At 70.0% G+C, this 26,752-nt stretch carries 27 protein-coding genes; 14 read left to right on the forward strand and 13 right to left on the reverse strand.

Annotation, left to right across the window (positions count from 1 at the left end; all coding sequences use genetic code 11):
• Positions 1-124: 124 nt before the first annotated feature.
• A complete protein-coding gene (locus VMD91_10210) occupies positions 125-2,785 on the reverse strand; it encodes a phosphoenolpyruvate carboxylase (protein HTW84430.1) in 2,661 nt (886 codons plus the stop codon).
• Positions 2,786-2,838: 53 nt separating this feature from the next.
• Entirely contained in the window at positions 2,839-3,720 is an 882-nt protein-coding gene (locus VMD91_10215) for a TauD/TfdA family dioxygenase (GenBank protein HTW84431.1), read from the reverse strand.
• Between the two features lie 97 nt (positions 3,721-3,817).
• Between VMD91_10215 and VMD91_10220 the strand changes: the two genes are divergently transcribed.
• The gene (locus tag VMD91_10220; protein HTW84432.1) at positions 3,818-5,017 is read left to right on the forward strand and encodes a citrate/2-methylcitrate synthase; all 1,200 of its coding nucleotides are present in this window, start codon (positions 3,818-3,820) and stop codon (positions 5,015-5,017) included.
• Positions 5,014-5,604: an imidazoleglycerol-phosphate dehydratase HisB gene (gene hisB, locus VMD91_10225; protein HTW84433.1), complete on the forward strand. Its 591-nt coding sequence runs from the start codon at positions 5,014-5,016 to the stop codon at positions 5,602-5,604. The genes VMD91_10220 and hisB overlap by 4 nt, the downstream gene beginning before the upstream one ends.
• On the opposite strand, the gene VMD91_10230 is transcribed toward hisB, so the two are convergent.
• A complete protein-coding gene (locus tag VMD91_10230) occupies positions 5,601-6,773 on the reverse strand; it encodes a permease (GenBank protein ID HTW84434.1) in 1,173 nt (390 codons plus the stop codon). The genes hisB and VMD91_10230 overlap by 4 nt on opposite strands.
• Before the next feature lie 124 nt (positions 6,774-6,897).
• On the opposite strand from VMD91_10230, the gene VMD91_10235 reads away from it, so the two are divergent.
• Positions 6,898-7,329, forward strand: coding sequence for an ATP-binding protein (locus tag VMD91_10235; GenBank protein ID HTW84435.1), 432 nt, complete (start codon positions 6,898-6,900; stop codon positions 7,327-7,329).
• Here the strand turns inward: VMD91_10235 and VMD91_10240 are convergent.
• Together VMD91_10240 and VMD91_10245 are read right to left on the reverse strand one after the other, a co-directional pair.
• Entirely contained in the window at positions 7,326-8,432 is a 1,107-nt protein-coding gene (locus VMD91_10240; protein HTW84436.1) for a hypothetical protein, read from the reverse strand. The genes VMD91_10235 and VMD91_10240 overlap by 4 nt on opposite strands.
• 5 nt (positions 8,433-8,437) lie before the next feature.
• Complete coding sequence (locus VMD91_10245) at positions 8,438-9,763, reverse strand: hypothetical protein (GenBank protein HTW84437.1); 1,326 nt, start codon at positions 9,761-9,763, stop codon at positions 8,438-8,440.
• A gap of 3 nt (positions 9,764-9,766) precedes the next feature.
• On the opposite strand from VMD91_10245, the gene hisH reads away from it, so the two are divergent.
• Genes hisH through VMD91_10260 form a run of 3 tightly spaced genes read left to right on the forward strand, consistent with a single transcriptional unit; the run spans position 9,767 to position 11,810 of the window.
• Positions 9,767-10,381: an imidazole glycerol phosphate synthase subunit HisH gene (gene hisH / locus VMD91_10250; protein ID HTW84438.1), complete on the forward strand. Its 615-nt coding sequence runs from the start codon at positions 9,767-9,769 to the stop codon at positions 10,379-10,381.
• Complete coding sequence (locus tag VMD91_10255) at positions 10,378-11,109, forward strand: HisA/HisF-related TIM barrel protein (protein ID HTW84439.1); 732 nt, start codon at positions 10,378-10,380, stop codon at positions 11,107-11,109. The genes hisH and VMD91_10255 overlap by 4 nt, the downstream gene beginning before the upstream one ends.
• Positions 11,110-11,156: 47 nt before the next feature.
• Positions 11,157-11,810, forward strand: coding sequence for a VC0807 family protein (locus VMD91_10260; protein ID HTW84440.1), 654 nt, complete (start codon positions 11,157-11,159; stop codon positions 11,808-11,810).
• Here the strand turns inward: VMD91_10260 and alr are convergent.
• From alr to VMD91_10275, 3 genes are read right to left on the reverse strand one after another with little or no spacing between them, the layout of a single operon-like run.
• Positions 11,807-12,925, reverse strand: a complete 1,119-nt coding sequence (alr, locus tag VMD91_10265; GenBank protein HTW84441.1) for an alanine racemase — start codon at positions 12,923-12,925, stop codon at positions 11,807-11,809. The two genes, VMD91_10260 and alr, sit on opposite strands and share 4 nt — an antisense overlap.
• Positions 12,922-13,398 carry a hypothetical protein gene (locus VMD91_10270; protein ID HTW84442.1) on the reverse strand — a complete coding sequence of 159 codons (477 nt, stop codon included), beginning with the start codon at positions 13,396-13,398 and terminating at the stop codon, positions 12,922-12,924. The genes alr and VMD91_10270 overlap by 4 nt, the downstream gene beginning before the upstream one ends.
• 15 nt (positions 13,399-13,413) lie before the next feature.
• Positions 13,414-13,920 (reverse strand): hypothetical protein, encoded by a 507-nt coding sequence (locus VMD91_10275; GenBank protein ID HTW84443.1) that lies wholly within the window; start codon positions 13,918-13,920, stop codon positions 13,414-13,416.
• A 161-nt stretch (positions 13,921-14,081) separates the two neighbouring features.
• Between VMD91_10275 and groES the strand changes: the two genes are divergently transcribed.
• Complete coding sequence (gene groES / locus VMD91_10280; protein ID HTW84444.1) at positions 14,082-14,402, forward strand: co-chaperone GroES; 321 nt, start codon at positions 14,082-14,084, stop codon at positions 14,400-14,402.
• Positions 14,403-14,411: 9 nt separating this feature from the next.
• Positions 14,412-16,052: a chaperonin GroEL gene (gene groL, locus VMD91_10285; protein ID HTW84445.1), complete on the forward strand. Its 1,641-nt coding sequence runs from the start codon at positions 14,412-14,414 to the stop codon at positions 16,050-16,052.
• Positions 16,053-16,127: 75 nt separating this feature from the next.
• Here groL and VMD91_10290 read toward each other — a convergent pair whose 3' ends face one another.
• Entirely contained in the window at positions 16,128-16,754 is a 627-nt protein-coding gene (locus VMD91_10290) for a hypothetical protein (protein ID HTW84446.1), read from the reverse strand.
• Between the two features lie 255 nt (positions 16,755-17,009).
• Here VMD91_10290 and VMD91_10295 point away from each other — a divergent pair, with 255 nt between their 5' ends.
• A complete protein-coding gene (locus tag VMD91_10295) occupies positions 17,010-18,479 on the forward strand; it encodes a class II fumarate hydratase (GenBank protein HTW84447.1) in 1,470 nt (489 codons plus the stop codon).
• Positions 18,476-19,282, forward strand: a complete 807-nt coding sequence (locus VMD91_10300) for an MIP/aquaporin family protein (protein ID HTW84448.1) — start codon at positions 18,476-18,478, stop codon at positions 19,280-19,282. Before VMD91_10295 ends, VMD91_10300 begins: the two co-directional genes overlap by 4 nt.
• On the opposite strand, the gene VMD91_10305 is transcribed toward VMD91_10300, so the two are convergent.
• A complete protein-coding gene (locus tag VMD91_10305; protein ID HTW84449.1) occupies positions 19,279-19,548 on the reverse strand; it encodes a DUF2277 domain-containing protein in 270 nt (89 codons plus the stop codon). The two genes, VMD91_10300 and VMD91_10305, sit on opposite strands and share 4 nt — an antisense overlap.
• A gap of 72 nt (positions 19,549-19,620) precedes the next feature.
• On the opposite strand from VMD91_10305, the gene VMD91_10310 reads away from it, so the two are divergent.
• Together VMD91_10310 and VMD91_10315 are read left to right on the forward strand one after the other, a co-directional pair.
• Entirely contained in the window at positions 19,621-20,103 is a 483-nt protein-coding gene (locus VMD91_10310) for a GNAT family N-acetyltransferase (GenBank protein ID HTW84450.1), read from the forward strand.
• A 58-nt stretch (positions 20,104-20,161) separates the two neighbouring features.
• On the forward strand, positions 20,162-20,725 hold the full coding sequence (locus VMD91_10315; GenBank protein ID HTW84451.1) for a hypothetical protein: 564 nt from the start codon (positions 20,162-20,164) through the stop codon (positions 20,723-20,725).
• Positions 20,726-20,732: 7 nt separating this feature from the next.
• On the opposite strand, the gene VMD91_10320 is transcribed toward VMD91_10315, so the two are convergent.
• The 3 genes from VMD91_10320 to VMD91_10330 all read right to left on the reverse strand — a co-directional run bounded on the left by VMD91_10320 (position 20,733) and on the right by VMD91_10330 (position 23,027).
• Positions 20,733-21,728 carry a redoxin domain-containing protein gene (locus VMD91_10320; protein ID HTW84452.1) on the reverse strand — a complete coding sequence of 332 codons (996 nt, stop codon included), beginning with the start codon at positions 21,726-21,728 and terminating at the stop codon, positions 20,733-20,735.
• Positions 21,729-21,790: 62 nt separating this feature from the next.
• Complete coding sequence (locus VMD91_10325) at positions 21,791-22,693, reverse strand: alpha/beta hydrolase (GenBank protein ID HTW84453.1); 903 nt, start codon at positions 22,691-22,693, stop codon at positions 21,791-21,793.
• A 22-nt stretch (positions 22,694-22,715) separates the two neighbouring features.
• Complete coding sequence (locus VMD91_10330) at positions 22,716-23,027, reverse strand: hypothetical protein (GenBank protein HTW84454.1); 312 nt, start codon at positions 23,025-23,027, stop codon at positions 22,716-22,718.
• Positions 23,028-23,195: 168 nt separating this feature from the next.
• On the opposite strand from VMD91_10330, the gene VMD91_10335 reads away from it, so the two are divergent.
• Positions 23,196-24,155 (forward strand): alpha/beta hydrolase, encoded by a 960-nt coding sequence (locus tag VMD91_10335; GenBank protein ID HTW84455.1) that lies wholly within the window; start codon positions 23,196-23,198, stop codon positions 24,153-24,155.
• A gap of 66 nt (positions 24,156-24,221) precedes the next feature.
• Complete coding sequence (locus VMD91_10340; protein ID HTW84456.1) at positions 24,222-26,717, forward strand: helix-turn-helix domain-containing protein; 2,496 nt, start codon at positions 24,222-24,224, stop codon at positions 26,715-26,717.
• Positions 26,718-26,752: the final 35 nt, after the last annotated feature.

Consider the following 26,752-nt stretch of genomic DNA (forward strand, 5'->3'; position numbering starts at 1 on the left):
TGCGGCGGGCGGCGACGGCGTCGCCGAGGCGAACGACGCGTCGGCGAGAACGGTCGCCAGCCACAGAACGGCGCCCCAGAAAGGTGCTACACGTGAGCGGAGAATCGAGCACCCTCCGGCAAGCTCAGCCCGTCACCCGTAGCCCGGCCGCGATCCCGTTGACGCTGAGACGGATCGCATCGCGCAGCGCGGGGTCGGGGTCCTCGCGGTACGCCCGCAACAGACGGATCTGCAGGAACGACATCGGGTCGACGTAGGGATTGCGCAGCGCGATGCTGCGCGCCAGCGTCGGGTCGTCGGCCAAGAGTGCGTCGGCCCCCAGGATGCGCAGCAGCGCCGCGACCGACGCGTCGTACTCGGCGCGGATGCGCGAGGTGAACTGCGCGCGCAGCGCGGCGTCGTCGACCAGCGCTTCGGCGTAGCGCTCGCAGATCGTCAGGTCGGCCACCGCCAGCGCGCGCTCGATCGCGCGCAGCAGCGTGGTGAAGAACGGGAACTCGCGCGCCATCGTTTGCAGCGTCGGCAGCGCGTCGCCGGCGGCCGCGATCGCGGTGCCGAAACCGTACCAGCCCGGCAGCATCCCGCGCGTCTGCGTCCAGGCGAACGCCCATGGAATCGCGCGCAGGTCCTCGATCGAGCGGCGGGCGCCGCGGCGGCCGGGGCGCGAGCTGATCTGCAGGTCGCCGATCTCGTCGACCGGCGTCGCGGCCGCGAAGTAGACCAGGAACGCCGGGTCGTCGATCAGCGCGAGATACGCCGCGCGCGCGTCGCGCGCGAGCCGGTCGAGCAGCGCGAACCAGTCCGGCGGCGTCGCGACGGCCGGCGCCACCAGCGACGCCGCGACGGAGGTGACGGCCAGCTCGAGGTTGCGCCGCGCCAGCGATGGCAGGCCGTAACGCGCGCCGATGACCTCGCCCTGCTCGGTCACCTTCAGCTCGCCGGTGTGCGCCTGCGGCGGTTGCGCGTCGACGGCTTCGCGCGCCGTCGCGGCACCGCGCCCGACCGAACCGCCGCGGCCGTGGAAGAAGCGCGGCGTGACGCCGTACCGCGCGGCGACCGCAGCGATGGTGAGCTGGGCGCGGTACAGCGCCCACATGCTCGCGACGACGCCGGCGACCTTGGTCGTGTCGGAGTACCCGAGCATGATCTCCCAGCGCTCGCCGTTCGAGCCGACGAGCGCGCGGAACGGCGCGAAGGCGAGCAGCTCGTCGCACAGCGCCTCGGCGTTCGCCAGCGCGCTCGCGCTCTCGAGCAGCGGGACGATCTGCGCCGGCCCAGCGGCCAGCCCGCCGCAGGCGCGCACGAACGCGTGCAGGCTGAGCACGTCGTCGACCGATTCCGTTCCCGCCAAGATGAAGCTCACCACCGCGCTCGCACCGCGTCGCGCGCGCAGCGCGGCGACCGCGCGCACCGAGGCGATGACGTCCTGCGCGTCCGTCGAGAACGTCGCGTCGGTGGGGACCAGCGGCCGCGCGGTCACGAGCTCGCGCGCGAACCACGCCCGGCGCGCGTCCGGGTCGCGCTGCGAGAGCGGCGGCAGCTCGGGCTCGACGGCCAGCACGATCTCGTCGAGCGCGCGCACGACGCGGTCGCGGTGCTGCCGCCACTCGAGCGCGCACAGGTGGAAGCCGAACAGCGCGACCGCGCGGCGCAGCCGCGCCGCCGGCCGCGCGACGTCGGCACCGCTGTGCGCTTGCACGCTCTCGAGCACGAGATCGAGGTCGGCCAGCAGCGCGGCCGGGTCGGGATAGCCGCCCTCGGCGTCGGCCAGCGTCAGCCGCAGCCGGCGGTGCATGAACGCGAGCTTGCGGCGGTACGGCTCGGCGTCTTGCCGCGGTCCGATCGCGTAGCGCACGTCGGGCAACAGGTGCAGCTCGCGATCGACCGAGTCCAGCAGCGCGGCCGAGGCGCCGCCGCGCGCGACGTCCTGCGAGAAGCGCGCCTGCAGCTCCTCGACGCCCTCCACGTAGCGTTCGAGCACGAAGCGCCGCGCTTGCTCGTGCGCTTCGGCGATCGCGTCGGGCGCCACGTTGGGGTTGCCGTCACGGTCGCCGCCGATCCAGCTGCCGAACGCCAGCACCGTGCGCACCGGTGCACCGACGCGTTCCTCGAGCCGCTCGAACAGCAGCGTCGCCTCGTCGAACAGCGACTCGCGGAAGCGCGCGACCAGGTTGCGCACCTCGTCGTGCACCGTCGGCGCGGTGCGATACAGCTCGTTGCTCTGCCAGAGCAGCACGATCTGCGCGTGCAGCTCGGCTTCGATCGCGCGCGTCTCCTCGTCGGTCAGCACGCGCTCGTCGAGGTCGCGCAAGAGGTGCGCGATCGTGGCCAGCTTCTCGCTGGTCGTGCGCCGCAGCACTTCGGTCGGGTGCGCGGTGAAGACCAGCGTGACCGCGACCCGGTCGAGCTGCGCCGCGGCGGCCGGGGTGAGCGTCTCGAGCGAACCCGCCAGCGGCGGCTGACCGCTGCGCGCGCGCTCGCGCCGGCGGCGCTCGCGGTGCAGCTGCTCGGCCAGGTTCACCATCTGGAAGTACAGCCCGAAGGCGCGCAGCACGTCGATCGCGTCGTCGAGCGCGAGCGCGCTCAGAACGGCGTCGATCTCGGCGTCGAACCGCGGATCGGGCGTCGCGCGCCGCGCCCGGGTGGCCGCACGCAAGCGTTCGACCAACGCGTACGTGGTGGGCCGAGCGTGCGAACGCAGCACGTCGCCGACCACGCGCCCGAGCATCGTGACCCGCGCCCGCAGTGGCGCGGTGGTGTCGACCTCGAGACTTTGCGTCACCATCGCGATTGCTTCGGCTCGGCGCGAGCCGGCCCCTCAGGCCAACTGTCCCGTGACTAGAGCGCGGCCGCTTCTCGGACCGGGAGATCGAGCGTCGTGACGCGGCGCAGATCGCGGGTTTGGGTTTCGTCGAAGGCCAGGCCGCGGTGCATCGTGCAGCGGTTGTCCCAGATCACCACATCGTGCCGGCGCCAGGCGTGGCGATACACGAACTGGGGCTGCGTCGCCAGCGCCATCAGCTCGCGCAACAGGATGCGCCCTTCGGCCACCGGCCAGCCGACGACGTGCGAGGCGTGCGAGGCCAGGTAGAGCGAGCTGCGCCCGGAGCCGGGATGGACGCGCACCAGCGGCTGCTCCGCGCCGGGGAACTGCGCGCGCTCGGCGTCGGAGAAGTCGGTGAAGCCGATCGTCTCGCGCGAGTAGAGGATCGAGTGGAACGCGCGCAGCCCGGCGATCTGCGCGCGCAGCGCGTCCGGCAGGGCGTCGTAGGCGGCGCGCATGTCGGCGTATTCGGTCTCGCCGCCGCTGCCGGGGACGCTGCGCGCCGAGAGCATCGAGTAGCGCGCCGACGGGTTCTGGAACGAGGCGTCGGTGTGCCAGAGGCGGTTGCCCAGCGAGTACATCCGCCGCCGGTCCTCGCGCGCGAACGGCTGGCCGTTCTCGTCGAGGTTCGAGATATCGGTCATCGCCGCGTGCGGGAGCCGCCGCGTCCCTTCGACCATGCTGCGGGCGACCAGCGTCACCAACTCGCCGTCGAGCCGCTGGGCGAACGCGATCTGCTCCTCGTCCGCGAACGGCTGGTCGCGTACCACCAGGACGGCAAAGCGGTCGAGCTGGGCGCGGATCTCGGCGAGCGCCGGGCCGTCCAGCTCGCGCAGGTCGACGCCGCGGAGCTCGCCGACGAAGTGCTGGTGGAGCGGGGTAGCGGTGAGCGCCATGGTGCCTCCTTCGACAAAAGTCGGACGTTCCTCGATCGGTCGATCAGCCATGCCTATCGTGGGGAGAACCGCCCCCCAGCGAGAAGTCTCGGATGTCATGGCGTCCATGGTCGTCAACCCGGGTCTCGAAGGCATCGTCGTCGGCGAGACCGTCCTCAGCAACGTCGAGGGCGAGCTCGGCCGGCTCACCTATCGCGGCTACGACATCCACGATCTGGCGCCGAACGTCACGTACGAAGAGGTGGTGCACCTCCTGTTCTACGGCGTGCTGCCCTCGCAGAGCGAGCTGGACGCCTTCGCCGCCAAGCTGGCCGGGCTGCGGGCGCTGCCGCCGACGACGCTCGAGATCCTGCGCAAGATTCCGCGCGACGCGTGGCCGATGGACGTGCTTCGCACCGGCATCTCGACGCTCTCGCACGGGCTGCCGCACGAGCCCTCCGGCGCGCACGTCTCCGACGTCGATGCCGCGCTCGGGCTGATCGCCAAGACCGCGACCGTCGTCGCCGCCTGGAACCGGCTGCGCCGCGGCCTGGAGCCGATCGCCCCGCGCGCCGACCTGCGCCACGCCGCCAACTTCTACGCGATGTGCGCCGACCGCACGCCGACCCCCGAACAGGCCAAGGCGATCGACGCGTACTTCGTGCTGCTGGCCGATCACTCGTACAACGCCTCGACCTTCAGCGCGCGCGTCACCGCCTCGACCAACGCCGACCTGTGGTGCTCGATCACCGCGGCGGTCGCGACGCTGACCGGCGAGCTGCACGGCGGCGCGCCCTCGCAGGTGATGGACACGCTCGAAGCGATCCAGACGCCCGACAAAGCCGAGGCGTACGTGCGCGCGCTGCTCGGGCGCGGCAAACGCGTGATGGGGATGGGCCACCGCGAGTACAAGGTGCGCGATCCGCGCGCCGCCGAGCTCGACCGCAACGCGAAGGAAGTCGGCGAGCAGACCGGCTCGCAGTGGTACGAGCTGGCCGTCGCGCTCGAGGGCGCCGCCAACAAGGTGCTGCAAGAAGAGAAGCCCGGCAAGCGCATTTACGCGAACGTCGACTTCTACACCGCGCCGCTGCTGGCGGATCTGGGCTGGCCGAAGGACGAGTTCACCTGCGTCTTCGCCTGCAGCCGCGTCGCCGGCTGGTCGGCGCACGTGCTCGAGCAGTACGCGCACAACCGTTTGATTCGGCCGCAGGCCGCCTACGTCGGTCCGGCGGTGCACCCGCTCGAGCCGCTGGCCGAGCGCCCGGCGCACGATCTCTCCGCCAACGGCAACGCCGCCGCGACCGGAGCCGTGCGCTGACCGAGCGCGTCGCGCACCGCAAACGCGAAACGAAGGAGACGCGGATCGACCTGCGTCTCGCGCTCGACGGCGGGCCGGTCTCGGTCGCGACGGACGTCGACTTCTTCGACCACATGCTCAACGCGTTCGCGACGCACGCGGGCGTCGGCTTGCAGCTCGAAGCGCGCGGCGACGGGATGGATCATCATCATCTCGTCGAGGACGTCGGCATCGCGTTGGGCGCCGCCATCGACGAAGCGCTGGGCGACAAACGCGGGATCGCGCGCTTCGGTTCGATCGCGATTCCGCTCGACGACGCGCTGGTGCAGTGCGCGGTCGATCTGAGCGGCCGGCCGTACCTGAACTACGACGTCCCGCTCTCGGTCCCGGTGCTCGGCGCGCTGCCGACCGAGCTGGTGCCGCACTTCTTCCGCAGCGTGGTCGACCACGGCAAGTTCAACTTGCACCTGCTGCGCTGGGCCGGCACCAACAACCATCACCTCTGCGAAGCCGCCTTCAAGTCCTTCGCCCGCGCCTTCGCCCAAGCGAAACAGCAGACCGGCTCGCGCGAGATCCCCTCGACCAAGGGTTCGCTGACCGAAGTCTAACCGGCGGCGTCGTGCACGACGTGGTCGTGCACGGCATGCTCGTCGTGCGCGTCGTCGTGGTGGTGGCAGCCGTGCTCCATCGGGTGCCGCTTCGAGACGACGAGCAGCCAGACGGCGAGCGCGCCGAAGACGAGGTTCAACCAGAACGTCGCGTCGAGCGAGAAGGTCGTCAGCGCGACGCGCAGGTGGGGGTTCGGGCGCGGCACCAGGTGCAGCGCGTGGAACGCCCCGTCGATCGCCAGCGCGGCGAGCACCATCGTCACGAAGAACACGCCGGCGATGTAGAGCATCATCCGCCAGCCGTAGTACTTGCGGTAGACGTCGAGCAGCGGCAGCACGATCAGATCGGCGTACAGGAAGGCCAGCACGCCGCCGAACGAGATCCCGCTGGTCCACAAGATCGCGGCCATCGGCACGTTGCCGATCGAGCAGACGAACGTCACCACCGCGACCAGGGGGCCGAGCACGGCGTCGCCGAGCGTGCGCACCACCGGGTTCGCGCCGTTGAAGAACACCGCGCGCCAGACGCCGTCGGACACGAAGGCAGCCAGCGCGCCCGCGATCAGGAACCCGCCGAGCAGGTCGACCCACAGCATCGAGAGATCCATCGCGAAGTTCTGCGCGATCGCGACGCGGGTGGCGGGTTCGCGCAGCCGCGCCCAGACCGTCGCGCCCGCGCCTTCCATCGAGCCGTGGTCGTGACCGCCCCCCGCGTCCAGTCGCCGCCGGGCTTCCTCGACCAGCGCGCGCGGATAGGTGAATTTCACCAGCACGGCCATGATCGCGATGAGCACCAGACCGCCGATCCATTCGGCGGCGGTGAACTGCCAGCCCAGCAGCAACCACAGCACCAGGCCCAATTCGACGACGAGGTTGGTCGAGCTGAACAGAAAGGCCAGGCTCGGGATCAGCGCGGCGCCCTGCTTGAAGAGCGTCTTGCTCATGGCGGCGGCCGCGTACGAGCAGCTCGAGGACGCGGCGCCGAAGCCGGTCGCGAGGGCGATCTCGCGGATTCCGTCGCGGCCCAGCAGCGCTTGCATCCGCTCCTTGGAGACGACGGCTTGGATCACCGCCGAGGCCGCGAAGCCGAGGATCAGGCTCCAGCCGACCTGCCACGCCATCCCCGCCGCCAACAGCAGCGCCTCACCGAGTTTCGACCACAGCGTCATCCGAGTGGCCTAACACTGCCACGGTTGCGAGCAGCTTCAGCAGAAGAGCGATTGAAGTGCTCGATCGGGGAATAGGGCCCCCAGCAGCGTGCGCGACAACGACCGAATGGGTGATGACCCGGCGGTGACGAGTGGCGCGTGGTCCCTCCGTGCGGACCACCGCGGCTTTTCCTTTCGCATCGTCGACGCCGCGCTGGCGCACAACGCCCGGCGCATCTTCGGGGCGTATCTCGCCGCCCAGGTCGAGCCCGGCTCGGACCTCTACGCCGCCGAACTGATTTTCGGGGAGCTGCTGGGCAACGTCGCGCGCCACGCGCCGGGGCCGGTCGACGTGCGGCTGCGCTGGAACGGGCCGCGCGCCATCCTCGAAGTGATCGATCACGGTCCGGGGTACCAGATCGAAGAGGTCCGCTTGCCCGAGAACCTGTCCGAGACGCGCCGCGGGCTGTTCCTGATCGCTACCTTCGGTAACGACCTGCAGGTCCGCCGCGAGGCCGGGAACACGACCACCTCGGTCGTGCTGCCGGTGGCGCGCCGGGTGATGCGCGGCGCTTAACGCCCGCTGGGGCGGATGCGCCAGACCGTTCCGCCCGCGTCCTCGCTGACGAACAGCGAGCCGTCGGTCCCGACCGCGACCCCGGTCGGGCGGCAGCTGCGGCTCCCGTCGGCGGCCTGGCAGCCGCTCAGGAACTCGTGCCACTGGGCGCCCGGGTCGTTCCAGTCCACCGCCTTGGCCGGCTTGCGGCCGGCGAAGGGAACGAAGGCGACCCGGGGCGGGACCGGCGGCTGGTGCCACGAGCCGTGCAGCGCCACGAAGGCGCCGCCGCGGTACGGGGCCGGGAAGGCATAGCGCCCGCCGGGCGCGGTCGGGTAGAACGCGGCGCCGATCGGGGTGTCGTAGGCCGGGAAGACGACCAGGGGGATCACGACGCCCGCACAGCCGGCGTTGCCGATCGGGCGATGGTCGTCGTAACAGCGCCGCCAGCCGTAGTCGGGGACGCCCGGGTGCGCGCTGACGTCGTCGAAGATCTCGTAGGGCTGGCCGTGCTCGAGGTCGTCGCGGCCGGCGACGCCGGCCCACAGGTCCTCGCTGTCCGGCTGGACCGCCAGCGCGATCGCGTTGCGGATATCGGTCGCGCGCGGCTTCATCCCCGCGCCGTCGGGCGCCATCTGCTGGATCGTCGCGCGGGTCGCGTCGAGCTCGGGGTCGCAGACGTTGCACGACGATCCGACCGACGCGAACAGCATGCCCTTCGTCAGCGCGACGGTCGTGGTGACGTGATCGCGCGAGATGCCGCTGGTGCGGACCGACGCGATCTTCTCCGGCTTGCCGCGCGCGGTGCGATCGCCGCTGCGGTACGGGATGCGGTAGACCCCGAACTGCGCGCCGACGTAGAGCCAATCGCCGGCCAGCGCGACCCCCGCGACCGGGTGATCGGGAAGCGTCGCGAACACCTGCGGCGCGCCGGCGTGACCTTGCGCGTCGGGCACGACGTAGACGTCGCTGCCGGACGTGCCGACGAACAGGTCGCCGTTCGGTGCGACGGTCAGCTCGCGCGCGCCGGCGACGTGCGCGATCGGTTCGAGCGTGAAGCCGGGCGGGACGCTCGCGCCGAGCAGCGCGAGCGCCAAAGCGGGGACGAGGGCGGTGAAGCGCATGGCGCTCAGCGGATTCGCCGCTTCGCCTGCGTCCCCGTGCCGACCGGCCGGATGCGGTACACGACGCCGTCTTGGTCGTCGGCGACGAACAAGCTGCCGTTCGGGCCGACCGCGACGCCGGCCGTCCGGCCGACGCGCGCACCGCCGGCGTTCTGGAAGCCGGTGAAGAAGTCGTGCCACTGCACGGTCGGATCGTTCCAATTGACCGCCGTCGTCGGCAGCGCGCCGGTGAACGGCACGAACGCGACGTGCGGCGGATCGATTGGCACGTTGTTGCTGTCGGCGTGCCACGAGCCGTGCGCGCTCACGAACAAGCCGCCGTTCCACGGGCTCGGGAACGCGTACGGCCCGCTCTGCGAGGCGGGGTAGAACGCGGCGCCGATCAGCGTCGAGTAGGCCGGGAACTCGAGCGCCGGCACGACCTCGTTGGCGCAGTTCGCGCCGCTGGTGTAGGCGACGTGATCTTCCTCGCATGCGGGCCAGCCGTAGTTGGCCGGCGCCGCATGCGTCGAGACCGGATCCATGTACTCGTACGGATGATACTCGGGCAGATCGTCTTGCCCGGCGCCGCCGGCCCACACGTTGCCGGTGCTCGGATCGGTGGTGATCGCGATCGCGTTGCGGATCTGCGTCGCCTGCGTCGTCATCCCGCTGCCGTCGAGCCCCATCTTCTGCACCGTCGCGCGCGTGGGGTCGATCTCGGTGCAGGCGTTGCACGACGAGCCGACGCTCACGTAGAGCGTCGTCCCGCTGACGGTGACGGAGGTCGTGACGTGCACGTCGCCGTCGCTGCCCGGCGGCGGCGAGCCCTGTCGAATCGACGCGATCTGCTGCGCGACGCCGGTCTGCGCGCCGGTCGTGTACGGCATGCGGTAGACGCCGTGCTGCGCGCCGGCGAAGACGTAGCCGTCGCCGAACGCGACGCCGGCCACCGGCGTATCCGGAACGTCCACGAAATGCGCCGGCGTGCCGGCCGCGCCGGGACCGTCGGCGTCGGGGACGATCCACACCGTCGTCCCCTGCGAGCCGGCGATCAGATCGCCGTTGGGCAGCACGACCAGCTCGCGCACCTCGGGGACGCTGGCGATCTGGCTGACCGTGAAACCGCTGGGCACCGTCAGCGCCGCGTTGGCCGGCGGTGCGGTCGGCCCGGTGTACGGCGTTCCGCTCGCGACCGGCGTCGGGGTCGCGCCGACCGGCGTCGCGGTCGGGGCGGCCGTCGGCGCGGTCGTGGCCGGCGCGCCGCCGCCGGGCGCCGGGCTCGAGCCTCCGCCGCCGCTGCACGCGGCCGCGAGGGCAAGCAATGCGCAACCCGCGAGCGAAGCCGTCACACGATGGCGACTCCTCGGCTGGCGGTGATCGACTACGGCGGCGGCAACGTCGGCTCGCTGCTGGCCGCGCTCGAGCGACGCGGCGCCAGCTTCGAGCTGACCGGCGATCCGGACGCGGTCGTGCGCGCCGACGCCGCGCTGCTCCCCGGCGACGGCGCCTTCGGCGCGACCATGGACGCCCTGCGCGAACGCGGGCTCGACCAAGCCGTGCACGCGACGATCGCGCGCGGCCGGCCGTTTCTCGGGATCTGCGTCGGTATGCAAGTGCTTTTCGACTCCAGCGACGAGTACGGTGGTGCGGCGGGACTGGGCGTCCTGCCCGGTGACGTACGCCGCTTCGCGCGCGCGCCCCGCGTGCCGCACATGGGTTGGAACGAACTCGTGATCGAGCGCACGCACCCGTTCGTCGCGGGCGTGACGAGCGGCTCGTGGGCGTATTTCCTGCACTCGTACCGGGTCGAAGACGGCGCGTCGGTGCTGGCGTCGTGCGAGTACGGCGAACGGTTCGCCGCGATCGTCGCGCGCGATCATGTCATGGCCACCCAATTCCACCCGGAGAAGAGCCGAGCGACGGGCGCCCGGCTGCTGGATAACTTCTTGCGAATCGCCGCAGCGTGAGCGATTCGCTGGTCTTGTACCCCGCCATCGACTTGCGCGGCGGTCACGCGGTGCGGTTGGAGCGCGGCGACCCCGCCCGCGAGACGCGTTACGACGCCGACCCCGTCGCGCGCGCGCGAGCGTTCGTGGCGGCGGGGGCGCGCGCGCTGCATGTCGTCGACCTCGACGGCGCCTTCGGCACCGGCGAGAACCACCGGGCGCTGCGCGCGATCTGTGCGGCGGTCGACGTGCCGGTGCAAACCGGCGGCGGAATTCGCACCGCCGCCGACGTCGCCGCGCGGCTCGACGCCGGCGCGCACGCGGTCGTCATCGGCACGCTGCTGGTCGAAGCACCCGGCGAAGCGCGCGCGATCGTCGCGCGCTACGGCGCAGCGATCGTGGCCGGCATCGATGCGCGCGGCGACCGCGTCGCGACGCGCGGCTGGCTGGCCGAGAGCGGCGCCTCACGCGACGAACTGGTGCGCACGGTCGCGAGCTGGGGCGTGCAGCGCGTCGTCTACACCGAGATCGCGCGCGACGGGATGGGCTCGGGGTACGACGTCGCCGCGCTGGCGCACGTCGCGGCGCTGGCGCCGGTGCACGTCACCGCCAGCGGCGGGGCGCGCACGCTCGACGATCTGCGCGCGCTGCGCGCGGGGACGCCGGCCAACGTCGACGCCGCCATCGTCGGCCGCGCGCTCTACGAGGGGACGCTCGACTTGGCGGAGGCGCTGGCGGCGCTGGCGTGAGCGGGCCGCGAAACCCGGGCGGCGCCGATCCCGTAGCTGGAGGCGCCATGGAGAACTCGGCTCCGCCCTTCTCGGCCCGCGCGGCGATCATCGACGCCGTCTTGAACGCCGCCGTGCCGACGGTCGTCTACCAGATCGCCCACCACCGCGGCATCGACGACGTGCACGCGCTGCTGCTGGCCGCGATCTACCCGGCCGTGGTCGCCGTGTTCGGCCTCGCACGTCGCCGCACGCTCGACCCGGTGGCCGGGATCGTGCTGTTCGGCATCGTCGTCAGCCTGGTCGCGTTCTTCGTCGGCGGTAGTCCGCAGGTGCTGTTGATTCGCGAGTCGTTCGTCACCGGCGCGCTGGGCGTGCTGTGCTTCGTCTCGCTGCTCTTCCCCAAACCGCTGATGTACTGGTTCGGCCGCTGGTTCGCGACCCACGGCGACGCCGCCGCGGCGCGGGTCTACGACGCGCTGTGGGAACGGCCGCAGGTGCGAACGGCGAACCGTCTGCTCACGGTCGTGTGGGGCGTCGCGTTCTGCGGCGAGTTCGTACTGCGGGTCGTGTTCGTGGTGACGCTGCCGATCCCGGTAGTGCTGGCGGTCAGCCCGATCGTGCTGGCGGCGATCACGATCGCGACGCTGACCTGGACCTTCGCCTACGTGCGCGTCTTGCGCGCGCGTGCCGCCGCCGCCGGCGTCGTCGTCCCCGGTTAAGCCGCGCCGCTGCTGTAGACGCGCGGCGCGTGCGCGGGCAAACGCGCGACGATCTCGTAGCCGATCGTGTCGCACGCCGCGCCCAGCTCGTCGGCGGTGATCGTCTCCGCGCCGTCGCTGCCGATCAGGGTGAGGGCGTCGCCGGGCACCGCGCCGGGGACGTCGGTCACGTCGGCGAAGGCCATGTCCATGCAGACGCGGCCGATCAGCGGCACGCGCACGCCGCGCACCAGCGCCTGCGCACGCTCACCGGCGTTGCGCGGTAAGCCTTCGGCGTAGCCGATCGGCAGCGTCGCGATCCGTGAGGGACGCCGCGCCGTCCAGGTGCGTCCGTAGCCGACCGTTTCCCCGGCGGCGAGCTCGTGCAGCGCGACGATGCGCGTGCGCCAGGCCAGCACCGGTTCGAGCATCAAGCCGCGCGGGCGCATGACCGCTTCGGTTTCGGCGCTCGGCCATATGCCGTACAGCCCGATGCCGCAACGGACGCTGTCCAAACGGGTCTCGGGCCACAGCATCGCCGCGGCGGTGGCGGCGATGTGGCGCTCGACCGGCGGCGGCAGCGCACGCGTCGCGGTGAGGAAGCGGTGCAGCTGATCGTGGGTGAAGTTGGAGTCCAACTCCTCGGCCGCGGCGAGGTGGCTGAACGCGCCGGCGACGACGAATTCCGGCGTCGCCGTGTAGCGTTCGAGGACGGCCGGAGCGTTCGCGTACGGCATGCCCAGCCGCGCGACGCCGGTGTCGATCTTCGCGTGCACGGTGAACGGACGGTGGCGCCGGCGCGCGACGCTCGCGACTTGCCGCGCGTAGAGGTGCTCGTCCCACAGCGTGATCGCGACCTCGGCCGCGTGCGCGACCTCGAGGTCGGCGGCGACGATCGGACCGAGCACGAGGATCGGCGCGCGCACGCCGGCGTCGCGCAGCGTCACCGCTTCGTCGAGCTCGTAGACGCACAGGCGCGCGGCGTGCGGCGCCAGCGCGCGCGCCGCCGGCACCAGGCCGTGGCCGTAGCCGTTCGCTTTCACGACGGCGGACAGGCGCGCGGGCGAGGCCAGCCGCGCCAGAGCCTGCGCGTTGCGCGCCAGCGCGTCGAGGTCGACGCCGATCTCCGCGATCACGCGCGGCGCAGGAAGCGCGAAACCAGCAGCCCGACCGGAATCCCGTAGAAGACGATGTGCGAGAGCAGACCCGCGCCGAGCGCGGCCGGACCCGACGGCCGGTGCCAGTCGGCGTCGACGATCAGCGCGATCTGCATGAACACGTAGACGACCAGGCCGAAGCCGGCGCCGGAGATCCAGGGATGCGAGAGCAGCTGCGGCTGCGAGCGCACCAGGTAGACGTAGCCCAGCGCCCACAGGATCGACACCGCGAAGTGCAGCCCGAGCGCGATCCACGGCGCGGCGGGGTTGGTGGCGGCGCCGCTGCCGAGCACGGTGCCGGCGACCCACTGCATGAGGTCGAGCATCGAGCCGAAGCGTCCGCCGCCCAGGCTGATCGCCACCAGGAAGAAGAGGGCCACCAAGATGCCCCCGACGACGCCCGCGATGAGCCCCGCCGAGAGCTGAGCGCGCAGCGTCACGGTTCCGTTCACAACGGGCGGCTCTTCTCAGGTGCCGGTGCCCGACCCCTGGGCGGTCAGCAGCCCTTGCCGGTACTCTTCTTCGCGCCGCTCGAGCGCCCGGGCGATCCGGTCGAGCAGCTCGGCCATCGTCGATTTCGCGATCCGGCGCCCGAGCAGCGCGTCGAACACCAGGCCGAGGGCCCCCGCCGGCGGCCGGTAGGCGCCCTCGAAGGTCAGCCGGGTGTGCTCGACGTCGGCGATGCGCAGCCGCAGGGTGCCGTGAAAGTGCGGGAACAGCCGGGTCCCGGCCCGCCACTCGATCAGCAAGGCGTCGTGGAGCCGCCCGCCCTCCGTCTCGTCGGGATGGAGGGCGAAGAGCAGCTTGACGGGCCGGGCGACGTGCCCTCGCAGCCCATAGAAGAAGTTCCGCAAGGGAATGCGGACCTCGACGGCACGCTCTGCGTCCTGGAGGAACTCTTCGGCGTAGTCGTGCGCCACCGAGAACGGGCAGTCGGCGACTCGCTCGACGACGACGTGCGTCACCCGGGCCATACGCTCTCCATCTACCCGCCCAGCGACCCCCCGACCTCGGCACTTGCACTCGCGTAATGAGTCTGCTAACCTGGAATTCCGGCTGGCACTCTCGTGCTAGTAGTGCCAGCGCGTGTCACCCTACTAACTCAGACACCGGTAGCAAGCAAGCTCTCGGAGGAATGGTTTTCGTGAATCTCAAGCCACTTGGCGATCGCGTGGTCGTCGAGCACGTGGAACAGGCCGAGAAGAGCGCCGGCGGCGTCTTCCTGCCCGACACTGCGAAAGAAAAGCCGCAGGAAGGCCGCGTTCTGGCGGTCGGCACCGGCCGCACGCTCGACAATGGCACCAAGTTGCCGATCGACGTGAAGCCCGGCGACCGCATCATCTACTCGAAGTACTCGGGCTCCGAGATCAAGCTCGAAGGCAAAGAGTACCTCATCATCTCGGAAAAGGACGTTCTCGCGGTCATCACCGACGAGCGCGTCGCCGCCGGAGTATAAGCAGCAAACATGGCAGCGAAACAACTGGTTTTCGACGAGAACGCTCGTCGCGCGCTCGAGCGCGGTGCGAACATCCTGGCCGACGCGGTGAAGGTCACCCTCGGACCCAAGGGCCGCAACGTCGTGCTCGACAAGAAATTCGGCAGCCCCACGATCACCAACGACGGCGTGACCATCGCCAAGGAGATCGAGCTTCCCGACACGTTCGAGAACATGGGCGCCCAGCTCGTCAAGGAAGTCGCTTCCAAGACGAACGACATCGCCGGTGACGGCACCACGACCGCGACCGTTCTGGCGCAGGCCATCATTCGTGAAGGCCTCCGGAACGTGACCGCCGGTTCGAACCCGCTCCTCATCAAGCGCGGCATCGAGAAGGCCGTCGACGCGGCCGTCGCCGACATGGAGAAGCTGGTCCAGAAGGTCGACTCGACCGAGAAGATCGCGCAGGTCGCGTCGATCTCCGCCAACGACAAGACCATCGGCGAGCTGATCGCGCAAGCGATGCAGGAAGTCGGCAAGGACGGCGTCATCACCGTCGAGGAATCGCGGTCGATGAAGACCGAAGTCGAGACCAAGGACGGCATGCTCTTCGACAAGGGCTACATCTCGCCGTACATGGTCACCGACTCCGAGCGGATGGAAGCGACCCTCAACGACCCGTTCATCCTGGTGACGGAGCGCAAGATCTCGGCGATCGCCGACATCCTGCCGCTGCTCGAGAAGATCGTGCAGGTCCAGAAGCCGCTGCTCATCATCGCGGAAGACGTCGAAGGTGAAGCGCTGGCGACGCTGGTCGTCAACAAGCTGCGCGGCACGTTCACGACGGTCGGCGTCAAGGCGCCGGGCTTCGGCGACCGCCGCAAGGAGATGCTCAAGGACATCGCCACGCTGACCGGCGCGACGGTGATCTCGGAAGAGCTCGGCCTCAAGCTCGACAAGGTCACGCCGGAGCTGCTCGGCTCCGCCAAGACCGTCAAGGTCACCAAGGACGAGACGACGATCGTCGACGGCCACGGCAAGCCCGAGGCCATCAAGGGCCGCATCGAGATGATCAAGCGGCAGATCGACGAGACCGACTCCGACTTCGATCGCGAGAAGCTCCAGGAGCGTCTGGCCAAGCTGAGCGGCGGCGTCGCCGTCATTCAGGTCGGCGCGGCCACCGAGACCGAGCTCAAGGAGAAGAAGCACCGCATCGAGGACGCGCTCAGCGCGACCCGCGCGGCCGTGCAGGAAGGCATGATCCCCGGCGGCGGCAGCTCGCTGGTGCACGCGATCAAGGCCGTCGAGAAGACCGCGACCGACGCGGCCAACCCCGACGAGAAGATCGGCGTGAACATCATCGTGCGCGCGCTCGAGGAGCCGCTCCGCCAGATCGCGGAGAACGCCGGCTTCGAGGGCAGCGTCGAGGTGAACCGGGTCAAGAACGCCGCGCGCGGTCAGGGCTTCGACGCGATGTCGGGCGACCTGGTCGACATGGTCAAGGCCGGTATCGTCGAGCCGTTCAAGGTGACGCGTTCGGCGCTGCAAAACGCCGCGTCGATCGGCGCGCTCGTTCTCACGACCGAGACGCTGATCGCCGACAAGCCCGAGCCGAAGAAGGAAGCCGCCGGCGCTCCCGGCGGCGGCATGGGCGGCTACGACATGATGTAGTCTTCGCCCCGCGCGAAGACCGTCTGGTCAGCGAAACGGCCCGCGGAGCGATCCGCGGGCCGTTTTGCTTTTGCGTCAGATGTGCGGTTGACCATCGGGTGGGTCGATCGGCGGCGCCGAGGGGTCGTACGGAAGCAGCATCCACACCTCGTTGTCCGCGCCGCCGCTCCAGCCGTCCCAGGCTTCGACCGCGCTGCCGGCCACGTACGGCCCGTCGCCCAAGATGTTGAGATTGCGATCGTAGTCGAAGTTGGGCCGAATCGCCGCACCGCCGGGAAACGATTCGTACGCCTGCGGAACGATCGCCTTGAGGATCGCTCCCCCAGGCGTGTACTGGGTCCAGTTCCACGACGAGGGCGCCGGCCCGCGGGCGATGGTGAGGTTCCACAGCTGCACCGTCGCGCCGTCGCCGGAAGCGGCGAAGGGATGGAGGAGCAGCGAGCCGCTGTCGGTGCCAAGCGTGCTCAAGTACCCGTCGAACTGGAGGTTACGGAAACGAACGGTGCCCCCGAAATCGGCGGCGTTGGGATTGAAGTCGTCGCTGGTCATCTCCCACACCATGTCCAGCGGAATCTGCCAGTTCGTCCTGATCGAGACGCTACCCGCGAGCGGCGTGACGTCGATGCGCAGGCGGTTGACCGCCCGTAAGACGAGCCCGGTCTTCGAGGCGATGAGAAACGTACGATCGATCGGATTGCCCATACTCGCCATGGTACGGCACGACCGTCGCGATATCGTCGCCGCACGCGAATCCGGGTCAAGGGGCATGTTCGAGATACTCGTTGTTCGAGGCGATGCCCGGACGAGCAAGCGCCGTGCTCAGCGGAGTTCGCGCGCGCGTTGAGACGGATGCAAGCGCGTATTGCTCGATCACCGGGGGCGTGCTATTTTCTTCACCCGCGACGGCACACGGCGTCGACGGCGGTAATACCACGCATCACGAGGAGGCACGAGTTCATGATCACCGCGAACGAACCGGCGCCGAAGATTCTCGATGTCCCGATCGGCTTACACGCGAGCGGCATGCGTGAGGAGTTCGACAGTCTCGGAACGGTCATGGTGCCGGCGGATCACTATTGGGGAGCGCAGACGCAGCGCAGCCTGCAGCACTTCGACATCGGTCACGACCGGATGCCGAAGGAAGTCTATCACGCCTACGGCTACGTCAAGAAAGCAGCGGCGATCGTCAACACCGCCGCCGGGCGGCTGCCGGCGTGGAAGGGCGAGCTGATCGAAAAGGTGAGCGACGAGGTCATCAGCGGCGCGCTCGACAGTGAGTTTCCGCTTTACGTTTGGCAGACCGGATCGGGCACGCAGTCGAACATGAACGTCAACGAAGTCATCTCGAACCGCTGCATCCAATTGGTCGGCGGCAAGCTCGGCTCGCAGGAGCCCATCCATCCCAACGACCACGTCAACATGGGACAGTCGAGCAACGATACCTTCCCGACCGCGATGCACGTCGCCGCGTATGCGATGGCGACGCGGCAGACGCTGCCGGCGCTGCGGCGCCTGCGGGACGCGATCGCGAAGAAGGCGCAGGGCTGGACCGACGTCGTCAAGATCGGCCGCACCCACCTCGAAGATGCGACGCCGCTGACGGTCGCACAAGAGTGGTCGGGCTACGTCGGTGCGCTCGATGACGCGATCGACGAGCTCGCGCGGGTCACCGAAGGGCTGCTTCAAGTCGCGATGGGTGGCACCGCGGTCGGGACCGGTCTCAACGCGCCGGCCGGCTTTGGTGACGCGGTCGCCGAGCAGCTCACGACGTTGACCGGCTTCGCGATCAAGACGGCCGAGAACAAGTTCACCGCCCAAGGGACGCTCGACCGCATGGTGCGCGCGCACGCTGCGCTCAAGACCGCCGCCGTCACCCTCTTCAAGATCGCCAACGATCTGCGCTGGCTCGGCTCGGGGCCGCGGACAGGGCTGATGGAGTTGATACTTCCCGCTAACGAGCCCGGCTCGTCGATCATGCCCGGCAAGGTCAATCCGACCCAGGCAGAGGCGATGCTGATGGTCTGCATCGAGATCATGGGATCCGACGTCGCGGTCCAGATGGGCGGATCGGAGGGCAACTTCGAGCTCAATGCGTTCCGGCCGATCGTCATCTCCAACTATCTGCACTCGGCGCTGATCATGGCCGACATGTGCGATCACTTCCGCATGTACCTCGTCGAGGGGGCGAAACTCAACCCGGCGCAGCTCAGCGCGAACGTCGACCGCTCGGTCATGATGGTCACGGCGCTCTCGCCGATCATCGGGTACGATCGGTCCGCGAAGATCTCGTACTACGCCATCGACCACAACCTGACGCTCAAGCAGGCTGCGCTGGCCAACGGCGTCGACGAAGCGCTTTACGACCGCGTCGTGGTGCCGCTCGCGCTCACGCGCCCCGGAACGGCCGACGTCGCGGCGAAGCAATGACCCCATCCGGCGAAGCGGCGCTGCGCGCGGCGGTCGGTCCGCGCTTCAGCGCCAACTGGCACAGCCCGCGACACCGCATGCGGCGGTTGCTCTCGGAGTTCATCGGTACCGCCGGCTTCATGTTTCTGTTGTCCGGCGGCGCCGCGGTGCTCGCGCGCTATGGAGGAGCGGAACTGCCGCCGTTCGCCTACGCCGCGATCCTCTCGGGCATCTCGGCCCTCTGGCTGATCGTCGCGGTGTACTTTCTGGGCGACATCTCGGCCCATTTCAATCCGGCGATGACGTTCGCGTTCGCGTTGCGCCGGGACATGGGGTGGCCGATGGCGTGTGCTTACGTCATCGTGCAGTTCATCGCGGCGATTTGCGGAACGTTCCTCGCCAAGGCCCTCTTCGGGACGGGTGCGAACCTCGCGGCGACGATTCCGAAGCCGGGGCTCGAATGGCCCTCCGTGCTGTTCGAGGCGATCCTGGTGTTCGGCCTCGTGCTGATGGTTCTCGGCATGGCGAACGGCCCGAAGCTCGACGGTGCCTATATCCCGCTCGCGGTCGGCGCGTACGTCATGTCGGTCGGGACGATGGGCGGACCCTACGACGGTGCCGCCTTCAATCCGGCGCGCGCGTTCTCACCGGACCTCGCGATCGGTGATCTCTCGACCTACTGGGTGTATCCGCTCGGCGCGCTGATCGGTGCATGCGTCGCGGTGCTCGCTGCCCATGTCCTCCGGGGCGCGCCGACAATCCAAGAAGCGCAGGCGGCGATGGGGACACCGCTCGATCTGTCGGAGGCGACGAAGGCGAGCTAGGCCGTGCGGCGGGCGGCGGCGCGGGCGCGGGCGCGCGCCGCGTACTCTTCACGGTCGTGCGGCTCGGCGTTGGTCACCAGCGAGTCCACTAACGTGCGCGCGGCGACGGCGACCTCCTCGACCGCGCGGTCGAAAGCGACTTGATTCGCCCTCGAGGGGCGGGTGAAGCCGGACAGCTTGCGGACGAACTGCAGCGAGGCGGCGCGGACCTCGTCGTCGGTGGCCGGCGGCTCGAAGTTGAACAGCGTGCGAATGCTGCGACACATGGCCGTATTCTAGCCGAATCGGTCGGTCGTGGGTACATAGGGGGCGCTCCCGGCTGCGCGTAGGGATTCGAGGTGACGGACGAGGGAGCGATCGTCGTCGAGCGTGCGGTGGCGCCGACCGACGACGTGCGGGCGCTGATCGGCGAGCTGGACGCCGAGCTGGCGGCGGGGTACGAGCCCGAGCAGCGCCACGGGCTCGCGCTCGACGCCATCTTTCAGCCGCGGGTACGCTTCTTCGTCGCCCGCCTCGACGGCGCGGCCGTCGGCTGCGGCGGGGTCGCGCTGCTCGACGGCTTCGCCGAGTTCAAGCGCATGTACGTGCGGCCGGCCGCGCGCGGCCGCGGCGTCGCCGACGCGCTGGCCGCCCGCCTCGAGGCGGAAGCACGCGCGGTCGGCTACACCGTGCTGCGGCTCGAGACCGGCATCGACCAGCGTGCCGCGATGCGGTTCTACGAGCGCTCCGGCTTTCGCGCGTGCGAGGCGTTCGAGCCCTACGCGTCGATGCCGCCGGCTTCGATCGTGACCAGCCTCTTCTACGAGAAGCGGCTGCCGTGACCTGAACCGTCGCGCCGATGCGACGGTATCGCGACGGTAGCGGGACTACGATTCGGCCATGACCGCTCACGACCCGGTGGTCGTCCTGGTCTCCCGCACCGGTCTCGCCCTGGCAGCTAGCGGCGGCGCGCTGGTCGCCCGTCCGCTGACGCCCCACGCGCGACACGGTTGGGAACGCGCGTTCCAATGGCGGGTCAGCGGACTGGGCACCACCTTCGACCCTGTCTTGCAATTCGAGCACCTCGACGGCGGCTTGTTGACCGTGATCGACCGGCGCCGCGGCACGCTGGGGCTGCGCAATCCGGTGGCCGCCGCCGACGATGCCGTCTGGAACGTCCGCGTGATCGGGCGCGGCGCGCTAAGCTGGCACTGGTGGTTGAACGCGCTCCCGCCCGAGACGCTGGCGCGTCCCTTCGACCAGGACGCGCTCTTCGAAGGCGCCGGCGGCGGCTTCGCGATCCGGCTCAACGCCGACCCCGACCGCACGCTGACGATCCTCAACGGCAACCTGGCCGGCGGCGGCTGCCCGGTCGTCGCGCGCGACGGCTGGCACGGCGGCGCGGAGCACGAGCTGTGGGTTCCCCTCTGGGTCCCCCGCAGCGCCGCCGCGGCCGCGTCATGAGCGGCAACTAACCGAAGGTGAACACGACGGCGTGCACGCCGGGGTCGAGAAACTCGACCTCGAACAGCCGCTCCCCGATCGGACCGTGCTGCCGCACGAGCTGGTAGAGCCGCGGCGCGAGAACCGTGCCCGCGCCGTCGGGCGCGATGTCGGTGCCGTGATCGGCGCCCGGCGGCTGACCGTCGACGCGCACGACGAAGCGCACCGGTTTTCCCGGCTGCGCCGGCGTGAGCACGAGGTGCAGGTCGCGGCTGCGGAAGCGGAACGCGATCGCGCCCGGCGCCGCGTCCAAGGCCGCGTTCTCGGCGCCGATGGTCCACCGCCCGCGCAGCGCCCAGCCGTTCAACGGGACGTGCGCGGGCAGCGTGTAGTTCGCGGGGGCATCGCGCTCGACGCGTTCCGGCGAGGCGAACTCGCTTCCGTGCTGCAGGCCGAGATAGGTTTCGTCGCTGCGCTCGTCGTTGAAGTCCGGCGGCGCCTCGATGCCGGTGCCCGTCGCGCCGACGGTCGTCGCCGGGACGTCGGTGGCGCCGTTCTCGCGCAGCAGCTGTTGGATGACCCGCTCGGTGCGTGCGTACTCGCCCTCGCCGAACATGTGATAGCGGATCCGGCCGCGGCCGTCGACCAGATAGTCGGCCGGCCAGTAGGCGTTGTCGAACGAGTTCCAGATCGCGTAGTCGCTGTCGATCGCGACCGGGTAGCTGACCCCGAGCGCGCGCACCGCCGCGGTCACGTTCGGCGGCTGGTGCTCGAACGAGAATTCGGGCGTGTGGACGCCGATCACGACCAGGCCGCTGGCCGCGTACTTCGCCGCCCACGCTTTGACGTACGGCAGGTTGCGCAAGCTGTTGATGCAGGTGTAGGTCCAGAAGTCGAACAGCACGACCTTGCCGTGCAGCGCCGTCGTCGTGAGTGGGGGCGTGTTCAGCCAGCCGAGCGCGCCGCCCAGGTCGGGCATCGGACCCTCGTCGGCATGCGCGGGGGTGGTGGTGCCAATCGTCATCACGACTCCGATCGTGAGAAGTGCCCGAACGAGTCGGCGCAGCGTGCGGTGCATGGTCCCGGCTATTTCGCGTAGTCGTCGACGTCGAGGATCGCTTCCACGAACGGTTGCGGCGCTTCTTGCGGCACGTTATGTCCGATGCCGGTGAGCGTGCGATGCGCGTAGCGCCCGGAGAAGAGCTTGGCGTAGGCGATACCGTCGGCGTTCGCGCCGTCGAAGTCGCTGCCGATGGTGATCGTCGGCACGCCGATGACGGGCCGTTCGGCCAGACGGCGTTCGAGGTCGTCGTATTGCGGCTCGCCCTGCGCGAGGCTCTGGCGCCAGCGGTAGTTGTGGATCACGACCGCCAGGTGGTCGGGGTTCTCGAAGGACGGCGCGCTGCGCTCGTAGGTCGCGTCGTCGAAGTGCCACGTCGGCGAGGCGAGCTGCCAGATGAGCTTGGCGAAGTCATGGCGATAAGTGCCGTATCCGAGCACCCCGCGCTCGGTGGCGAAGTAGTATTGATACCACCAGGCGTGCTCCGCCGCCGGCGCGAGCGGATTGCGGTTCGCCACCAGGTCGATGATCTGATAGCCGCTGACCGAGACGAGCGCCTTGCAGCGGTCCGGCCAAAGCGCGGCGACGACGTCGGCGGCGCGACCGCCCCAATCGAAGCCGGCCAGGATCGCTTTTTCGATCCCCAGCGCGTCCATCAGCGCGACGACGTCGACGCCCATGACGGCCTGCTGACCGTTGCGGACGGTCGCGCTCGAACGGAACCGCGTGGTCCCGAAGCCGCGCAGGTAGGGAACGATCGCGCGATAACCGCGCGCGGCCAACCGCGGCGCCGCCTCGTCGTAGCAGTGGATGTCGTACGGCCAGCCGTGCAACAGGATGACCGGCGGCCCATCGGCCGGGCCGACGTCGGCGTAGCCCACGTTGAGCACGCCGGCGTCGACCTGCTTGAGGGATGCGAGCGCCGTCACCTGTGCATCCCCCGGTCCGGCCTCAGTACGACTGGAACTGATGGCCCAAGAGGTTGCTGCGAACCCAGTCCTGCATCCTCGGCGGATCCGCCATGCCCATGCGCGTCATCGCGGCCGGGCTCGCCGGCCGACAGGCGACGCCCGTCTTCACCGACGCCTGCGCGACGACCAGGTAGAAGTAGCCGGTGACGTTGACGGGAACGGGCGTGTCGACGCGATGGCAAACGAACGCCATCATCATCGACGTCGGGATCGCGGCCGGTTGCGAGATGCTCGTCGTGGGGAGCGCGGCAAGCGCCACCATGATACCGAGCACCGCTAATTTCAATCGCATGCTGTCATCCTCGAGAAATGCTGGTTTTGTCGAGCAAGCTAACAGCGCTTGCCGCACTCGGACGATAGCAGCGGACCCGAGGGGGACGAAGTGATTGACACTTCCCCCCTGGCATCGGGGGAGTCGCACGTACTCGGTCGGCGCCCGACCCGTTGATACCGTGAGAGCATGGAAACGACCGGACGTTACGGGGCGAGTGCGCAGCCGATTCACCCTTCGTTCGGCGACCTCAAGCAGATCAAGGCCGGTCTCCTGGACGTCGGCTACGCCGAGGCGGGACCGAGCAACGGACCGGCCGTCATCCTGCTGCACGGCTGGCCGTACGACATCCACAGCTACGTCGAGGTCGCGCCGCTGCTGGCGGCGCACGGATACCGCGTCATCGTGCCGTACCTGCGCGGCTACGGGACGACGCTGTTCCTGTCGAGCTCGACCTTCCGCAACGGGCAGCAGGCGGCGGTCGCCGTCGACGTCATCGCGCTGATGGACGCGCTGGGCGTCGGGCAGGCGATCATCGGGGGCTTCGACTGGGGTTCGCGCACGGCCGACATCGTCGCCGCGCTGTGGCCCGAGCGCTGCAAAGCTCTCGTTTCGGTGAGCGGATACCTGATCACCAACGTCAAGGCACAGCAACAGCCGCTGCCGCCGGTAGCCGAATATGGCTGGTGGTACCAGTACTACTTCGCGACCGAGCGTGGCCGCCGGGGCTACGACGAAAACCGGGCGCCGTTCGCGCAGCTGATCTGGAAGAACGCCTCGCCGACGTGGACGTTCTCCGAGGCGACGTTCCGACGCACCGCGGCCGCGTTCGCCAACCCGGACCACGTCGCGGTCGTCGTACACAATTACCGCTGGCGCTTGGGCCTGGCCAGAGGCGAGCCGCAATACGACGACCTCGAGAACAAGCTGTTCGCCGGCCCGCTCATCCACGTGCCGGCCATCACGATCGCGAGCGACTTCGACGGCGCCGCCGCCGACGGGAGCGCGTATCGCGGCAAGTTCGCCGGCCGCTACGCGCACCGGATCCTCGCGGGCATCGGGCACAACGTTCCGCAAGAAGCACCGCAGGCGTTCGCCAAGGCGATCGTGGACGTCGACGGCTTCACCGAGCGCCACGTCGTGAGCTGACCCGCTTCGGACGTCTTCGGGTATACCATTCGATCGGGGCGCTCGGGTGTGCTACGCTTACCGAGCATGCGCGAGCGACCCGGCGAGGCGGCGCCGTTTGGCGACCTCCTCAAGCGCCATCGCGTTGCGGCCGGTATCTCCCAAGAGTCCCTGGCCGAGCGCGCTCAGGTCAGCACGGCGGCGATCGGCGCGCTCGAACGTGGGACTCGTCGTGCTCCCTACAGAGAGACCGTCGTCCTGTTGGCCGCCGCCCTCGACCTCTCGGAGCGCCAGCGTGCCGAGCTGGAAGCTTCAGCGCAGCGCGCGCGCCGGCGCGGCACGCGCGGGAACATCGCCGACCAACCCGCGCGGCACAACCTCGCGGCACGGCTGACTTCGTTCGTCGGCCGGCTCGACGAGATCGCCGAGCTCACCGCCCTCTTACGCAAGCACCGCCTGGTGACGGTGACCGGCTCGGGCGGCGTCGGGAAGACCAGCATCGCGGTCGAGGTCGCGCGCGAGCTGCACGACGCCGGCGAGCGCGAGGCGTGGTTCGTCGACCTCTCGCCGGTCCTCGCGGGTGCCTTCGTCGCCGGCGCCATCGCATCGATCCTCGACGTGCCGCTGCCGCAGTTGGCCGATCCGCTGCCCGCGCTGGCCGTGGCGCTCAGAGAACGCCGGCTGCTGCTGGTTCTCGACAACTGCGAGCACGTGATCGGCGACGCTGCCGCCGCGGCTAGCGCGCTGCTGCGGTCCTGCCCGGGCGTGGTCGTCCTCGCGACCAGCCGCGAACGGTTGGCGATCGACGGTGAACAGGTGTACCGGTTGCCGTCGCTGCCGGTCCCCGCGCAGCCGGTACGCACCAGCGAAGAGGCGTGCAGCTACGCGGCCGTCCGGCTCTTCGTCGAGCGCGCCACCGCGGTCGACGCGCGGCTCGCATTCACCGCCGAGCGGCTGGCGATGGTCGCGCAGATCTGCGCCCAGCTCGAAGGGATTCCGCTGGCGATCGAGCTCGCCGCGAGCCGCTTGCCCTCACTGGGCTTCGAGGCGCTCAACAAGCGACTGACCGAGCAGTTCGTCATCGCTTCGGCGTCGCGCGATCGGCCGCACCGTCAACAGACCATCTTCGCGGCGATTGCGTGGAGCTACGATCTGCTCGGCGACGACGAGCGGGCGCTGTTGCGCCGGTTGGCGGTCTTCTGCGGAGGCGCGACGCTCGATGCGATCGAGGACGTCTGCGCCGGAAGTGCGTTGGCGACGCGCAGCGTGCCCGACCTGTTGACCTCGCTCGTCGACAAGTCGCTGTTGAACTCCGCGCTGGCGGGCGAACGCTGCCGCTACGTGATGCTCGAGTCGGTGCGCGCGTTCGCCGGCCGGCAGTCGGCCGACGCCGGTGAACTCGGCGCGATCGCGCGCGCGCACGCGCGCTGGCTGGCACGCGTCGCCGAGCGCGGCGACCAGCGGTATCCCGACGTCGCACCCAACGTCTGGCTGGCGGAGTTCGGCCCCGAGCTCGACAACGCGCGCGCCGCGCTGGAGTGGACGCTCGCATCCGACGCCGATGAAGACGTCCTGCTGGCCGCGCGAATCGTCGGCGGGTTGCGCCGGCTGTGGATCTCGCCGCAGCGCCGGCTCGAGTGCCGCCGCTGGAGCGAGGCCATCTTGAGCCGCCTCGATCTCGAGCGCCACGCGCTCGTTGCCGGCGGCGTGATGCGGGCCTACATCCAATCGATCGACGGCGCGGCGATCTTGGCGGCCGCCGACGACGCGGCCGTGCTGTTCGAGCGCATCCGCGACCGGCGCGGGTTGATCTCGCTGCACGCGCACGTCGCCTGGGAGTACGGACTGCGCGGCGCGTTCGCCGACGCGGAACGGGCGCTGGCGCTGGCCTTCGAGCTCGCCAGCGCTGAGGGCTTGCAGCACTCGCGCCACTTCATCCACCTGTTGGAGACGCGCTGTCTGATCTACGGGCTGGCCGGCCGGCTGGCGGAAGCCCGGGCCGACGCTGCGCTCGCGTCGGCGCTGCGCGATGCGCTCGCCGCGCCCGACGTCAAGCTCGAGTTCTATTGGCAAGGCTTCTTCGCGTTCGCCGACGGCGATGCTCGACGGGCGGCCGAGCTGCTCGAGGTCTGCGTCGACGCGGCCCGGGCGCGTGGCGAGAGCCGTGCCGGTCCGCTCTCCGAGCTGGCCGCGGCCCGACTCGTGTTGGGCGACCTCGACGGTGCGGAGAGCGCGTTGCGGGAGTCGCTCGAGCTGGCGCCGTCCGAGCGGCTCGAAGGCGCCTGGCGCGCGATCCAGCACATGGCGACCGTCTCGGCGTTGCGCCGCCAACCGCGGATCGCGGCCCGCCTGTTGGGCTTTGTCGACGCGTGGTGCGAGCGCGAGGCCGGCTTCCGCGGGTACTACGAACGCGCGACCCTCGCGATGCTCGCCGATGCTCTGCACGCGCAGCTTTCCGCTGATGCGCAGACGTCGCTGATGGCGGCGGGGGCGTTGCTCGACGTCGAGCGCGCGATCGACGAGGCACTCGCACCGAACGAAATGTATCTCACTCGCACGACCTGCGGGCGACCGAGCGTCTAGCGCTTTCCGTCTTTGCCCTTTTCTCAACTGTACGA

The sequence above is a fragment of the Candidatus Sulfotelmatobacter sp. genome (genome assembly GCA_035504415.1).
GTDB lineage: Bacteria > Vulcanimicrobiota > Vulcanimicrobiia > Vulcanimicrobiales > Vulcanimicrobiaceae > Vulcanimicrobium.